Source organism: Mesorhizobium sp. B2-5-7 (assembly GCF_006440875.1).
In the GTDB taxonomy this organism is placed as follows: domain Bacteria; phylum Pseudomonadota; class Alphaproteobacteria; order Rhizobiales; family Rhizobiaceae; genus Mesorhizobium; species Mesorhizobium australicum.
In genome coordinates, this window is the sequence record NZ_VFUO01000002.1 from 17,217 (window position 1) to 30,672 (window position 13,456).

Genomic DNA, 13,456 nt, shown 5'->3' on the forward strand with positions numbered 1-13,456 from the left:
TCATCCCCCTGCCGGGACCTTCTCCCCGTATAGTGACGGGGAGAAGAGGGCTAACGGCCGGAGGCCGGGCCCGCGACGGCGGGCCGCCGGTCGTCCGGCGCCCTCGCGGAGGGCCAGCCGCGGCAGCGGCGATACGGCCCGTGAGCGAAGATTATGCCGCCTTCTTCTTCGGCTGGATCAGGCCGCGCTCTACCAGGAGCTCGGCGATCTGCACGGCGTTCAGCGCCGCGCCCTTGCGCAGATTGTCGGAGACGATCCACATCGACAGGCCGTTGTCGATGGTCGAATCCTCGCGGATGCGCGAGATGAAGGTGGCGTCCTCGCCGGCCGATTCCAGCGGCGTGATGTAGCCGCCATCCTCGCGCTTGTCCAAGACCTGGCAGCCCGGCGCATCACGCAGGATGTCGCGCGCCTCATCGGCGGTGATCGGCTTCTCGAACTCGATGTTGACCGCTTCCGAATGGCCGATGAACACCGGCACGCGCACGCAGGTCGCCGTCAGCTTGATCTTGGGATCGAGCATCTTCTTGGTCTCGGCGACCATCTTCCATTCTTCCTTGGTAAAACCGTCATCGAGGAAGACGTCGATATGCGGGATGACGTTGAAGGCGATGCGCTTGGTGAACTTCTTGACGTCGACGCTGTCGGCGACGAACACCGCGCGCGTCTGCGTGAACAGCTCGTCCATGCCTTCCTTGCCGGCGCCGGATACCGACTGGTAGGTGGCGACGACGACGCGCTTGATGGTGGCGAAATCATGCAGCGGCTTCAGCGCCACGACGAGCTGCGCCGTCGAGCAATTCGGGTTGGCGATGATGTTCTTGCGTGTGAACAGCGAGATCGCGTCCGGGTTAACCTCGGGCACGATCAGCGGCACGTCCTGGTCGTAACGGAAGGCCGACGAATTATCGATGACGACGCAGCCCTGCTTGCCGATCTTCGGCGACCATTCCTTGGAGACATTGCCGCCGGCCGACATGATGCAGATGTCAGTGTCGGAAAAATCATACTGGTCGAGCGGCCTGACCTTCAGCGTGCGGTCGCCGAACGACACTTCCGTGCCCATGCTGCGCCGCGAGGCGAGCGCCACGACTTCGCTCACTGGAAAGCCGCGCTCTTCCAGGATGTTGAGCGTTTCCCGGCCCACATTGCCCGTGGCGCCGACTATCGCAACCTTGAAACTCATAAAAATCTCCTGTCCCTCTCCGCTTGGTTTTTGGAGAAAACCCGCCGGCCAAGTGCGGGTTCCGTCCCCCGGGCCGGACCCGGGAGAGGGTGGTTAGGCCAAGGGAATCACACCGTTTTGGTGGTGGTTTTGGTGGTTTTCTTGGCCAAGAATGGGGTTTTGCCGGAACGAGGCGACGCAGAGACGCGCCCGGCCCAATGGTTCGCATTGAGGCTGGGGGCATCGAATGCAAGAAGAGCCATCAAAAGGCCGCGCATCGAAAAACGATCCCGTTCGAAGCGGGCTTTTACGCGGTTTGCGGCAGGAGTCAATTGGCGGTACGCCGCATAGCCTTCACGGCACCCTGTACAAGAAGGGCGGCAGGAAGTACGAACGGCCAAGATTGTTTGGCTGGCGTCGCCAGCCCCCCGGCATGTGCTCCATGATGAGCGCAGAACCCTGAATTCCGAAAGAACGAGATGTCCAACTTCGATGGTATTGTTCCCGCGCTGGCACAAGCGCTGGAAAAACGCGGTTATTCCGACCTGACACCGGTGCAGAAGGCGGTGCTGGAGCTCGGCCAGGCCGACGCGCTGGTATCGGCGCAGACCGGCTCGGGCAAGACCGTCGCCTTCGGCCTTGCCATGGCGCCGACGCTGCTCGACGGCGCGGAACGTTTCGGCCCGGCAGCGGCGCCGCTGGCATTGGCGGTGGCGCCGACACGCGAACTGGCGCTGCAGGTGACGCGCGAGCTCGAATGGCTCTATGAGCCAACCGGCGCCACGGTGGCGTCCTGCGTCGGCGGCATGGATATGCGCACCGAACGGCGCGCGCTGGAGCGCGGCGCCCATATCGTCGTCGGCACGCCCGGCCGGCTGCGCGACCACATCACGCGGCATTCGCTCGACATGTCGACGCTGAAGGCCGTGGTTCTCGACGAGGCCGACGAGATGCTCGACCTCGGCTTTCGCGAGGACCTCGAATTCATCCTCGATGCCGCACCGGCCGAGCGCCGGACGCTGATGTTCTCGGCCACCGTGCCGCGCTCCATCGCCACGCTCGCACAGGGCTATCAGCGCGATGCCGTGCGCATCTCGGCCGCCGGCGAGGAAAAGCAGCATCTCGACATCGAGTATCGGGCGCTGAATGTAGCCCAGGCCGACCGCGAGAACGCCATCATCAACGTGCTGCGCTTCTATGAGGCCAAGAACGCGCTGGTGTTCTGCAACACGCGCGCCGCCGTCAACCATCTGACCGCACGCTTCAACAACCGCAATTTTTCCGTCGTGGCGCTCTCGGGTGAACTCAGCCAGAACGAACGCAGCCACGCGCTGCAGGCGATGCGCGACGGCCGCGCGAAAGTCTGCATCGCCACCGACGTCGCGGCGCGCGGCATCGACCTGCCCAATCTCGAGCTGGTGATCCACGCCGACCTGCCGACCAATCCCGAAACGCTGCTGCACCGAAGCGGCCGCACGGGACGTGCCGGGCGCAAGGGCGTCAGCGCGCTGATCGTGCCTAACAGCGCCCGCAGGCGCACCGAGCGGCTGCTGCAAAGCGCCAAGCTGACGGCGACCTGGGCGAGCCCGCCCTCGGCCGACGACGTGATGCGGCGCGACGACGAGCGCATTCTTGCCGACCCGGCTTTCGACGAACCGGTCAAGGATGACGAGCGCGAGTTCATCGATGCGCTTCTTAGCCGGCATGGCGCCGAACAGGTGGCGGCCGCTTTCGTGCGCCAATGCCGCGCCAGCCGCTCGGCGCCCGAGGATCTCATGGACGTCGCGCCTTTCACGCCATCGCGTGAAAGAGCGGCGGGCGAAAAGTTCGCTCATCGCGACGAGGCGCCCAGCCGCCGCGACGATTTCGGCGACAGCGTCTGGTTCTCGCTGTCGGTGGGGCGCCGGCAGAATGCCGAGCCGCGCTGGCTGATCCCGATGCTGTGTCGTGCCGGCAGCATTTCCAAGCGCGAGATCGGCGCCATCAAGATGCAGCCGGAAGAGACGTTCGTGCAGATCGCCGCCGACTGGGCGGAGCGCTTTCTCGCCGCGATCGGTCCCGACCGCAAATTGCAGGGCAACATCGTGGTCAAGCGGCTGGACGGCACGCCGGACCTGTCGCGGGCCGGCTATCAGCCGCCGAGCCCGGACAAGAAGCCGCATCGCGGCAAGGCGCCGTTCGACCCGAACGCGCCGAAGCGCAAATTCGAGAAGCGTGCACCGGCTTCAGTCGACCAGCGTCCGGCCACCACGCATGAGGCAAAGCCGTGGGCGAAGAAGCCGGGCAAGCCGAAATTCGACAACGCCGGTCCGCCAAAAAACAAGAAGACGAAGAAGCGGCCTTCGTAGGAATCCAGACTGGCCGCGCTCTGCTTCAGGCCGGCCCGGATGATCGCCGCCCAGCTTGCCGACGCCAGTGTCGGCCGGTGCTGTCTGGCGATGTGCCCGGCCAGGGACGCGCGGCAGGCATCGGAGCGCTTGGCTGTCATAGCTATGGGCGGCTTGCCCATGGGCTTGGGCCTGTGCCACATCTTGGCAGGGAACGGGCTACAAGGGGCGGGCGGATGCGCGGTGAAGTGCTTCACTATGACGAGGACCAGGGCTTCGGCTTCATCACCGGAGCCGACGGCAGCAGCTACACTTTCACCCGCGAGAACCTGCGCCGGCAAACCGCCATGCCCAACGGGACGGCGGTCGAGTTCCAGCCGGGCGGCGGCCAGGCGCGCGACGTCTTTTCGACCGCTGGCCAAACCACCGCAGGCCCGGCCGTGAACTCGACGGTTGGCGCAGGCATAGATGCGGCACCGGCCCAAGCCGGCACCGCATCCACAGCCCGCGCACCGCAGGCGCAGCATTTCGGCCGATCCAGCGAGAGCGCAACCGCCGAACCCAGTGATCTCTGGGGCTATTTCTGGCGTGGACTGACGCAGAACTACTTCAACTTCGCCGGCCGCGCCCGCCGCAAGGAATATTGGGGCTATTGCCTGTTTTGGGTGGTCTGCCTGCTGATCGTCGGCGGCATCGGCATCTTCACCGATATCGAAATGGGCAATTTCGACACAGATGTCTCGGCGGCGGTGACGGTCGGCCTCTGCGGCACCTTCCTCTTGGCGACGCTCCTGCCCGGCCTCGGCATGACCGTGCGCCGGCTGCACGATATCGGCCTGTCGGGCTGGCTCTATCTGGTGATCCTGATCCCCAGCATCGGCAGCCTGATCATCCTGGTCTTCGCGCTGATCCCGACCCAGGCGCGTGAAAACCAGTGGGGACCGATACCGGCGGGAGTCAGGGTTTAGGAGCCAGATCCCTCGAAAAGTCACTCCAAAAAAACGACGGTTCAGCCGAACTTCGTATCACAGACGAAGATTCCGCTTGCAATTTAATCCGCGCACAGATAGTCTGTGTGCGGATTAAATAGATGAATGGAGCAAGACGATGTGGACCAATGAATACACCGCGACTTCCCCCCTTCCTGCGCAAGCCATCTGGAACGCGCTCAAGGCCTTGCATGAAGGCCGCCTGACTTATGAAGGCTCCGATACCTTCGTGCTGCATGGGCCATTCGCCAAGGGCACCCGCGTCTCGGTGACGCCGGTCGGTCAGGACACGTTCGAATCGACCATCGTCGATCTCGTCGAAAACGTGACCTATGCCGATGAAACTTCGTTCGGCGACACCAAGCTGCTGTTCCGGCACACTCTGGTGCCTGTCGAAGGCGGCACGCAGGTGACGCACCGGCTCGATATCTCAGGCCCTTCGGCCGCCGAGGTCGGCCCTGAACTCGGGCCCCAGATCAGTGGCGATTTCGACGTGTCGATGGCCAAGTTGTTCGAGGCGTTGGCGAACCGTGGCTGAACTCGACACGCGCTTCAAGGGCGGGCCGTCGGAGAGCCCCGGCTTGCTGCTCTGGCGAACCACCATGCGCTGGCAGCGCGTCATGACGGCGGCGCTGGCGCCGCTCGACCTGACGCATGTCCAGTTCGTGCTGCTCGCCTCGGCGATGTGGCTTGGCCGCAATGGCGAACCGCCCAACCAGGTGCAGCTCGCCGCCCAGGCCGGCACGGAGGTGAAGATGACCTCGGACGTCGTCGCCCGGCTGGAGGCCAAGGGCTTGATCGCACGCGAAGCCGATCCCCGGGATTCCCGGGCCAAGGTGATCCGCGTCACCGCCGCCGGGGCGGCGGCCGCCCAGCAAGCGATCGTCGCCGTCGAGGCCGCCGACTCAGCGTTTTTCGAGCCGGTGGACGAGGCGCGGCTCGTCGGTCTGCTGCGGCAGCTTGCCGGCGAGATCCGCTGATTATCCCAGGAACTTGGCGATGATCGCGTCGCCCATTTCGACCGTGCCGACCTCGGTCATGCCGGGTGAGAAAATATCCTTGGTGCGCAGGCCCTGGTCGAGCACGGCGGCGATAGCGCCTTCAAGCTTGTCGGCTTCGTCGACCATGCCGAAGGAATAGCGCAGGCACATGGCGAAGGAGGCGATCATGGCGATCGGGTTGGCGATGCCCTTGCCGGCAATGTCGGGTGCCGAACCGTGCACCGGCTCGTACAGCGCCTTGCGCTTCTTGGTCTTGGCGTCAGGCGCGCCGAGCGAGGCCGACGGCAGCATGCCGATCGAGCCGGTCAGCATGGCGGCGATGTCGGACAGCATGTCGCCGAACAGATTGTCGGTGACGATGACGTCGAACTGCTTTGGCCAGCGCACCAGCTGCATGCCGCCGGCATCGGCCAGCATGTGGTCGAGCTTGACGTCGGAATAGCGTGCCTTGTGGGTCTGGGTGACGACCTCGTTCCACAGCACGCCCGACTTCATGACGTTGCGCTTTTCCATCGAGGTGACATGGTTCTTGCGGGTCCGCGCGAGCTCGAAAGCGACGCCCGAAATGCGCTCGATCTCGAACGTGTCGTAGACCTGGGTGTCGATGCCGCGCTTCTGGCCGTTGCCGAGATCGATGATCTGCTTGGGCTCGCCGAAATAGACGCCGCCGGTCAGCTCACGCACGATGAGGATGTCGAGGCCTTCGACGACTTCCTGCTTCAGCGAGGACGATGCGGCCAGCGCCGGATAGCAGATGGCGGGCCTGAGATTGGCGAACAGCTCCATGTCCTTGCGCAGGCGCAGCAGGCCGGCTTCGGGGCGCACCTCGTAAGGCACGGCATCCCATTTCGGTCCGCCGACGGCGCCGAACAGCACCGCGTCCGCAGCCATCGCCTTTTCCATGTCGGCGTCGGAAATCGCCGCACCGTGCGCATCGAAGGCGCAGCCGCCAACCAGGCCCTCGTCGGTGACGAAGCCACTGCCGAGCTTTGCGTTCATGGCCGAGATCAGCTTCTTGACCTCGGCCATCGCCTCGGGGCCGATGCCGTCGCCGGGGAGCAGGAAAAGATGCTTCGTTGCCATGGTGAGCCGTCCCAGAAAGAATGCGTTTCGGTTTGCAGCGTCCTTCGCGCGCCAAAGAGGCGCGCGGCGCTGTGCGACGCGGCCTTGCTAAACGCCAAGCGGTTGCAGCGCAAGGGGAGGACGAAGGACCTGTCGCCGCTGTCCCGCCGGCATGTCCAAGTTAGTGGCCACGGAAGATGCGCTCACCGGTGCGAGAGAATGTTGACCAGCCGGCCCAGCGGATCGCGCACATAGAAGCGCCGCACGCCCCAGGGTTCATCGGCGGGTCCGTATTCGACGGCGAAGCCGGCGCCCTTCATGGCTTCGAATGCCGCATCGACATCGTCCACCTCGATCGACAGATCCGGCACCGGCGTACCGGACCCGCCTTGCGTCATGAAGCTGACCTGCAGCTGCATCATGTCCTCGGAACCGTAGGTTACGATCCAGCCCTGATCCATCAGGATGTCGAGGCCAAGCACGTCATGGTAGAAACGGTTCGCCGCGGCCACGTCCGGCGTTTCGATATTGGCCACGATACGCCGGACCTTCATGGCGGAAGTCTCCTCACACGGTACGCCGCAGCGCCGTCACCTCGATCTCGATCTTCATTTCCGGCTTGTTGAGCTGGCAGACGACCATCGTCGCCGCCGGCCTGATGTCGCCGAATGTCTCGCCGAGGATCGGGAAGACGACATCCACGAAGGCCTGGTCGGTGATGTAGTAGTGCGCGCGCACCACGTCGGATATCTCGAAGCCGCCATCCTGCAACGCCTTGCCGATCGTCGCCAGGCAATTGCGCGTCTGCGCCTCGACACTGTCCGGCATCGTCATGGTGGCGTAGTCGTAGCCGGTCGTCCCGGACACGAAGCACCAGTCGCCCTGCACCACGGCGCGTGAATAGCCGGCGGTCTTTTCGAACGGCGAGCCGGTTGAGATGAGCTTGCGCATGGGGGAGCCTCGCATTGTTGCAGCTAGTCTGCGGGGAAAAACCGATCCTGCCATGGGCCAATGCGGATGGATCGGCGGTGCAGAAACTGTGGCCTCGACGGGCCAGCTTGTGCCCGGACGCCACAAAGGGAAATCGGCAAAGTCAACCGCCGCCACAATTTCTGCTTGCATTCAGGAACAAAAAGAGAACTATATATGTATCCGCGAGAGCAGACGCGGTCACTCCGGGGGGAGGAATCATTATGTCAAGCCGCACCGTCGCGCTCGCTCGCGCCTTCGTGGTACGGTTTTCGCGCGTGCCGGTGGTAGTCTTGACAGCGATGGCGGCCCAGGCCGGGCTTGGCTCTACGGCGCTTGGCGCGGGCATGGATTACGCCACCTGTTTCAGCGACGGCAAGGTTGGCGCCGACCAGCAGATCGCCGCCTGCACGCCCATCGCCGAGGACAGCAGCGAGATACCCGATCTGCGCGTGAATGCCTATTTCTGGCGTGGCCTTGCCTATACGCAAAAGAATGATATCGACCATGTCATCGCTGACATGAATGAGGTGATAGCGCTCGATCCGACTTACGTGCGCGCTTTTACCAACCGCGCCATTGCCTGGGAGAGCAAGGGGGACTTCGACCGAGCCGTGGCGGACTATACGGGCGCGATCGCGCTCACGCCGAACGACGCCAACCTCTACGCCTATCGCGCCAGGGCACTCGGCAAAGGAGGCGAGCATGATCGCGCTATTGCCGAGTGCGACAAGGCGATCGACATCGACCCCGCCAACGAGATCGCCTATGGCGTGCGCGGTGTCCAATGGGAAGACAAGGGCGACGCGGCGCGGTCCCAAGCCGACTATGACAAAGCGGAGAGCGTCCGTACCGACCCGGTCGCGCCTTATCAAGACCGCGTCCGCTCGTGGATCGCGAAGGGCGAGCGCAAGCGCGCTGAAGCCGACTGCAAGTACATAGCTGGCGTCGACGTGAGCAAAGGACGCGCTTGCAGCCACCTGATCGTGAAAGCTCTCGGCGACCCGCGCGACGGCGGCCCCGGCTCAAACCCCGCTTCTGCTCAAAATGCGATTGGAGTGGGGTGGCAGGAAAAGGGCGACCATACCCGCGCCATCGCTGCATTCGACGAGGCTATCCGGCTCAATCCAACAAGTTCCGCTTTCTACTTCAATCGCGCCAAGAGCTGGGGCTTAAAGAAGAATTATACCCGCGCGCTCACCGATCTGAATGAAGCCGTCCGCCGCAACCCGGCCAACGCCGAGGCTTATCGCGTGCGCGGGATGACTATGGCTCGAATCGGCAATTCAAAGGAGGCTTTTGCCGACCTCGACAAAGCGATTTCCATCAGTGCCGACGATCCAAAACCGTATTTTGAGAGGGCGCTTGTCTGGGAGACGAGCGATCCCAACAAGGCACTCGCCGATCTGGATAAGGCAATCGCGCTCGATCCGGCCAACGTGGGCTACCGCAACGAAAGGCTTCGCGTCCAGCTCGACAAGCGCAGGGCGAAGGGGCAACCCGTACTGCAGGCACCAGACACGGAGGACAATCAGGGTCCCGAGACCGCCGACACCTCCAACCCAGCCGCGATGCAAGCGGCGAAGCCTGCCGAGCCTCCAACGTATGAGCCGTTTCAGCCATACCCCAAGAAGGTGGATCATTCCGAGATCGTGGCCTCGACGCTCAAGCGGGGCCTGGAGCAACAGGCGCGTGGAAATCTCAATGACGCGATAGACTCGTTCAACTTTGCAATCGAACGCGACCCCTACAATGCCGACGCCTTCTACAACCGCTCGATCGCCGAGGCATCGCGAGGGAACGACGCCGTCGCCGCCAAGGACTGCCGGCGCGCCGTTGATCTCGACCCCAGGCGAACGGGTTCCTGCAACGACCATGCGTCGGCCGAACCAGCCGAGTCGGCTGCGGGAGGGACCAGGAACCCGGCAGCTGCGAAAGTCCTGATCGAGCGCGCCAAGGCGCGTCTCGCGGAATATAGCGCCGACAGCGCGCTCATCGATCTTGCCACTGCGATCCGCCTCGATCCCGACAATGCTGAAGCCTATCTGCGCGAGGGCGAGCGAGGGCGACGAACGGGGACAAGGCCGGAGCATCGGCGGATTGCCGTCACGCGGTCGAACTCGATCCGAAATGGGCAGGAGCTTGCGACGAGCAGGTTGCAAGCGGCGAAAGCATGCAGTTGACTCCACCGAGGGTGGAACAGCCGAAACCCTCCGTCGCGGCCGGGGTTGAAATCCTGGCCCGGCAACTCAGCCAGGGTAAAGCAAAGCCAACCGAAAAGCTGCCCGCGTCAAAGATAACGGAGCTGGCTCAGGCGGCTCGCCCGGGCGTCCTGAGCGCAGTGCAGAACGGCGACACTTTCTCGGGTGCCGGAAAATACGAGCAAGCCATCGGGCAATATGAGAAGGCGATCGCCCTCGACCCCAATAGCCCGTTCGCCTATTTCGGTCGCGGCAAGGCCTGGGCCGCAAAACGCAACTACAGTCGAGCGATCGCCGACTATGATCGGGTGATCGATCTCCTCCCAAACTTAGAGTCGGCGTGGATTTTCCGGGGCATCGCCAAGACCATGTCGGGCGATGTTGACGGAGCCTTGGCGGATTGTAGCCAGGCCGCCAAGATTGACCCGGAAGCGAGCGACGCATTTGTCTGTTCCGCGTCGGCTTGGAGCGCCAGGGGCGACGCCGAGCGGGCGATCGCGGCCTACTCAGTGGCGATTAAGATCGACCCGAAAAATGCAGCCAGTTACTTCGGGCGCGGCATGGCACGAGTCGACATGAATGACTATGAGGGCGCCATTGCCGATTTCGATCAGGCGATAAAATTCGATCCTTACAATGTCAGCTATGTGACCGAGCGCATTACGGCTCTGGCCGCGAAGGCAAAAGACGCTGCTGCATCGGGTGCCGTTGGGCCTGAGCCGAAGAATCTAAAGGCTTTGACCGATCGTGGCTACACTATTCCACCTGCAGCCAGAGTGGCTTTCGAGCAGGGAGGGGTGCTGGATAACGAAAATGACTATGACGGCGCCATCGCGCAGTATGGCAAGGCAATCCTCCTGTTCCCTGCATTCCGGGACGCATATGTGGCCCGCGCCTTCCTTTGGGAGATAAAGGGCGATTATGCTCAGGCCATTGCCGATTTCAGCCTTGCGATCGCGATCAACCCCGACATTGGCGAGACCTATGGCGATCGCGGCCGCAACCTCAAATATCAAGGGGATTATGACGGAGCGGTGGCGGATTACGACAAAGCCGTCCGTCTTGATCCAACGAACGCCAGGAGCTATGCCGGTCGAGGCATGTTCCGAATGGCCCGGCGAGAAGACGCAGCAGCACTTGCCGATTTCGAGACTGTGCTCAGCCTCGATCGCAATAACGTTTTCGGTTACTTCGGCCGAGGAGCGATCGGCGTTCGCCAATCGAACTATGATGGCGCCATTGCCGATCTGAACCAAGCAATAAGGATGAAGCCGAATTTCGCTGCCGCTTATCAAGCGCGAAGCCAAGCATGGGAAGCCAAGGGAAACCACAAACGCGCCGAGGCCGACCGCAAGAAAGCGCTCAGCCTCGAAGCGAAATAAGCTTGTCCGTCGGAGTTGCATGGAGGTCGTCCGACTGGTCCGATGGCGGGCTCACAACGGTGAGCCGGTGATGAATCAGGCTCGCAGTTGCGCCAGGACGCCTGCGATATCACCCATGCCCAATGCCGATGATGCGACCGTCTTCCACCCGAAAAAATGTCGCAGGAGGTGAAGTGCAGCGTCCGGCCGGTCGGTGCGACACCGAAATAGACACCTTGTGTGCCGCTGTAGACGAAGCTCGCGGCCACATGGTCCTTGTCGGCGACCACGACTTCCGTGACGACTTTGAGATCCGGCATTGCCGTCAGCCGCGCCTTGAAGAAAGCGACCGTCGCCTGTTTCGGACTGACATTGGCCGGCGGCGGTGCCGCGGCGCTCTGTTGATGATTCACATAGGTGTCGGCGAACAGTTCGGAGAAGGCGTCGATATCGCCCGCGCTCAATGTCGCCGCGAACCGTCCCGCCAGTGGTTGAGCCGAGCAGCCGCCCGGGCGAGGGTCGGTGTCAGCAAGCCGCCACCGAGAAGCAGCCCGGCTGCTGTCACTTGTCGCTGATTCTGCATCGTAGCCTCCGTCGGGAAATGGCGACGGAAGACCGTCGCGCTTGGCGACAGCGCTAGTTCGCCGACCCCAGCGCCTTGTCCAGCGCTTCCTTCACATCGGCCGGCCATGTCGCCAGCGCCGGCCAGGCGTTCGGTTGGCCATTGTCGCCGCGGCGGGCGAAATAGAGCTGGTGTTTGGCCGGGTCGACGGCCATGAAGCCGTCATTGCCGCCGCAATCATGCGGCACGCAGCCGCTGGCGAAGAAGGCGCCGGACGCGGTCTTTTCCGTGCCGCCGCCGACCAGCAGGCTGGTCGCCATATCGGGCATGTCCTTGCCGAGCAGCTTTTCGGCTTCCTTGTAGACAGCCTCATTGTGGAAGGCGTCGATGATGTTCTGGTACTTTTCCGGATCGATGTCTTTCCAGTCGGTGCCGGGTTCGGGCATGTAGGTGAGATTGCCCGAAATCGTCAGCCCATCCGTCGGCGACCACTGCAGCGCCGGCTTCTGGTCCCCCGGCAGGAGATAGGGCACGAAATAGATGGCGTTGTCGGACACTCCCGCGGGCGGCGCTCCGCACTCGTCCTGCTCAACCTTGGTGCTCTGGATGGCGCCGCCTTCCGGCTTCCAGACGATCACCGTCGCCGGGCCGCATTGATTGCCGCCATCGCCAACATCGAACAGGGCCACCTTGATGCCGCCAACCTCCACAATCTTGTCGAAGAAGAGATCGTAATTGCTGGCCAGCTGCTTACCGTCATAAGCAAGCACCTTCTCGCCGTCCTGCTCCGGCTGCGTGATGGTGAGGTGGCCGCCTTCGAACGGCACCGGCGCCTGTTTGTCGTCGTCAGCGGCGTCGGCGGCGTTGGCTCCCGCATCCTGATCGGTGGCCGGCTTTTCCACCGCCGGCGCCTGTTGCGCGGCGGGCGTCTGGGTCTGCGCGAGCCCGCTCGCGGCGGGCGCCAGCAACAAGGCCAGCCCGCAAACGCCGGCAAGAAGCTGATGTCTCATGACTGTCCCTCCCTCGACCCGGCCCGGAAAGGACCCGGTCCTGGCGGCCGCTCAGGCCCAGGGGCGCAGTTCGGCGTTCTTCTTCTCGAACGAGGCGATGGCGCCTGCCTTTTCCATGGTCAGGCCGATATCGTCGAGCCCATTGAGCAGGCAGTGCCGCTTGAAGTCGTCGAGGTCGAAGGTGACCACGCCGCCGTCCGGACCGCGGATTTCCTTGGCTTCGAGATCGATCGACAGGGTGGCGTTGGAGCCGCGCGATGCGTCGTCCATCAGCTTCTCCAGGTCCTCGGGGCTGACGGTGATCGGCAGCACGCCGTTCTTGAAGCAGTTGTTGTAGAAGATGTCGGCGAACGAGGTCGAGATGACGCAGCGTATGCCGAAATCGAGCAGCGCCCATGGCGCGTGTTCCCTGCTCGAGCCGCAGCCGAAATTGTCACCGGCAACCAGGATCTGCGCCTTGCGGTAAGCCGGCTTGTTGAGCACGAAATCCGGATTTTCGGAGCCGTCGTCCCTGTAGCGCATCTCGGCGAACAGGCCGGTGCCAAGCCCGGTGCGCTTGATCGTCTTGAGATAATCCTTCGGGATGATCATGTCGGTGTCGACATTGACGATCGGCAGGGGAGCGGCGACGCCGGTGAGCTTGGTGAATTTTTCCATGGCTTTGGCCCGTGTTTTCGTTGCGGGGGATTTGCTGAGGCTCGGTTTACACAAAGCCGCGGGCAAATAAAAGGCAACTGTTCGTGCGCGCCGGCACAAGGGCGCTGCGCAAAACAGCTTCGAATTCACCGCCCGATGGTGCAGTCTGGTCC

General features: G+C 63.3%; 12 protein-coding genes. 6 read left to right on the top strand and 6 right to left on the bottom strand.

Annotated elements, in window-relative coordinates:
* Positions 1-151: 151 nt before the first annotated feature.
* A complete protein-coding gene (locus tag FJ543_RS07410; RefSeq protein WP_140874519.1) occupies positions 152-1,186 on the bottom strand; it encodes an aspartate-semialdehyde dehydrogenase in 1,035 nt (344 codons plus the stop codon).
* 458 nt (positions 1,187-1,644) lie between these two features.
* On the opposite strand from FJ543_RS07410, the gene FJ543_RS07420 reads away from it, so the two are divergent.
* The 4 genes from FJ543_RS07420 to FJ543_RS07435 all read left to right on the top strand — a co-directional run bounded on the left by FJ543_RS07420 (position 1,645) and on the right by FJ543_RS07435 (position 5,461).
* The gene (locus tag FJ543_RS07420) at positions 1,645-3,513 is read left to right on the top strand and encodes a DEAD/DEAH box helicase (RefSeq protein ID WP_140618269.1); all 1,869 of its coding nucleotides are present in this window, start codon (positions 1,645-1,647) and stop codon (positions 3,511-3,513) included.
* Between the two features lie 215 nt (positions 3,514-3,728).
* Positions 3,729-4,460, top strand: coding sequence for a DUF805 domain-containing protein (locus FJ543_RS07425; RefSeq protein WP_140874521.1), 732 nt, complete (start codon positions 3,729-3,731; stop codon positions 4,458-4,460).
* A 139-nt stretch (positions 4,461-4,599) separates the two neighbouring features.
* Positions 4,600-5,019, top strand: a complete 420-nt coding sequence (locus tag FJ543_RS07430) for a polyketide cyclase (protein WP_140874523.1) — start codon at positions 4,600-4,602, stop codon at positions 5,017-5,019.
* The gene (locus tag FJ543_RS07435; RefSeq protein WP_140874525.1) at positions 5,012-5,461 is read left to right on the top strand and encodes a MarR family winged helix-turn-helix transcriptional regulator; all 450 of its coding nucleotides are present in this window, start codon (positions 5,012-5,014) and stop codon (positions 5,459-5,461) included. The genes FJ543_RS07430 and FJ543_RS07435 overlap by 8 nt, the downstream gene beginning before the upstream one ends.
* Here FJ543_RS07435 and leuB read toward each other — a convergent pair whose 3' ends face one another.
* The 3 genes from leuB to FJ543_RS07450 form a co-directional block, all read right to left on the bottom strand.
* Positions 5,462-6,565, bottom strand: coding sequence for a 3-isopropylmalate dehydrogenase (gene leuB / locus FJ543_RS07440; protein ID WP_015314971.1), 1,104 nt, complete (start codon positions 6,563-6,565; stop codon positions 5,462-5,464).
* 182 nt (positions 6,566-6,747) lie between these two features.
* Positions 6,748-7,098, bottom strand: coding sequence for a VOC family protein (locus FJ543_RS07445; RefSeq protein WP_140874527.1), 351 nt, complete (start codon positions 7,096-7,098; stop codon positions 6,748-6,750).
* A 13-nt stretch (positions 7,099-7,111) separates the two neighbouring features.
* On the bottom strand, positions 7,112-7,495 hold the full coding sequence (locus FJ543_RS07450) for a RidA family protein (protein ID WP_140874529.1): 384 nt from the start codon (positions 7,493-7,495) through the stop codon (positions 7,112-7,114).
* A gap of 365 nt (positions 7,496-7,860) precedes the next feature.
* Here FJ543_RS07450 and FJ543_RS07455 point away from each other — a divergent pair, with 365 nt between their 5' ends.
* Positions 7,861-9,696: a tetratricopeptide repeat protein gene (locus tag FJ543_RS07455; protein WP_181173938.1), complete on the top strand. Its 1,836-nt coding sequence runs from the start codon at positions 7,861-7,863 to the stop codon at positions 9,694-9,696.
* On the top strand, positions 9,687-11,096 hold the full coding sequence (locus FJ543_RS07460; RefSeq protein WP_140874533.1) for a tetratricopeptide repeat protein: 1,410 nt from the start codon (positions 9,687-9,689) through the stop codon (positions 11,094-11,096). Before FJ543_RS07455 ends, FJ543_RS07460 begins: the two co-directional genes overlap by 10 nt.
* A 615-nt stretch (positions 11,097-11,711) precedes the next feature.
* Here FJ543_RS07460 and FJ543_RS07470 read toward each other — a convergent pair.
* Both FJ543_RS07470 and leuD read right to left on the bottom strand, forming a co-directional pair.
* Positions 11,712-12,647: a hypothetical protein gene (locus FJ543_RS07470; RefSeq protein WP_015314975.1), complete on the bottom strand. Its 936-nt coding sequence runs from the start codon at positions 12,645-12,647 to the stop codon at positions 11,712-11,714.
* Positions 12,648-12,698: 51 nt separating this feature from the next.
* Complete coding sequence (leuD, locus tag FJ543_RS07475; RefSeq protein WP_140874535.1) at positions 12,699-13,304, bottom strand: 3-isopropylmalate dehydratase small subunit; 606 nt, start codon at positions 13,302-13,304, stop codon at positions 12,699-12,701.
* Between the last annotated feature and the right edge of the window lie 152 nt (positions 13,305-13,456).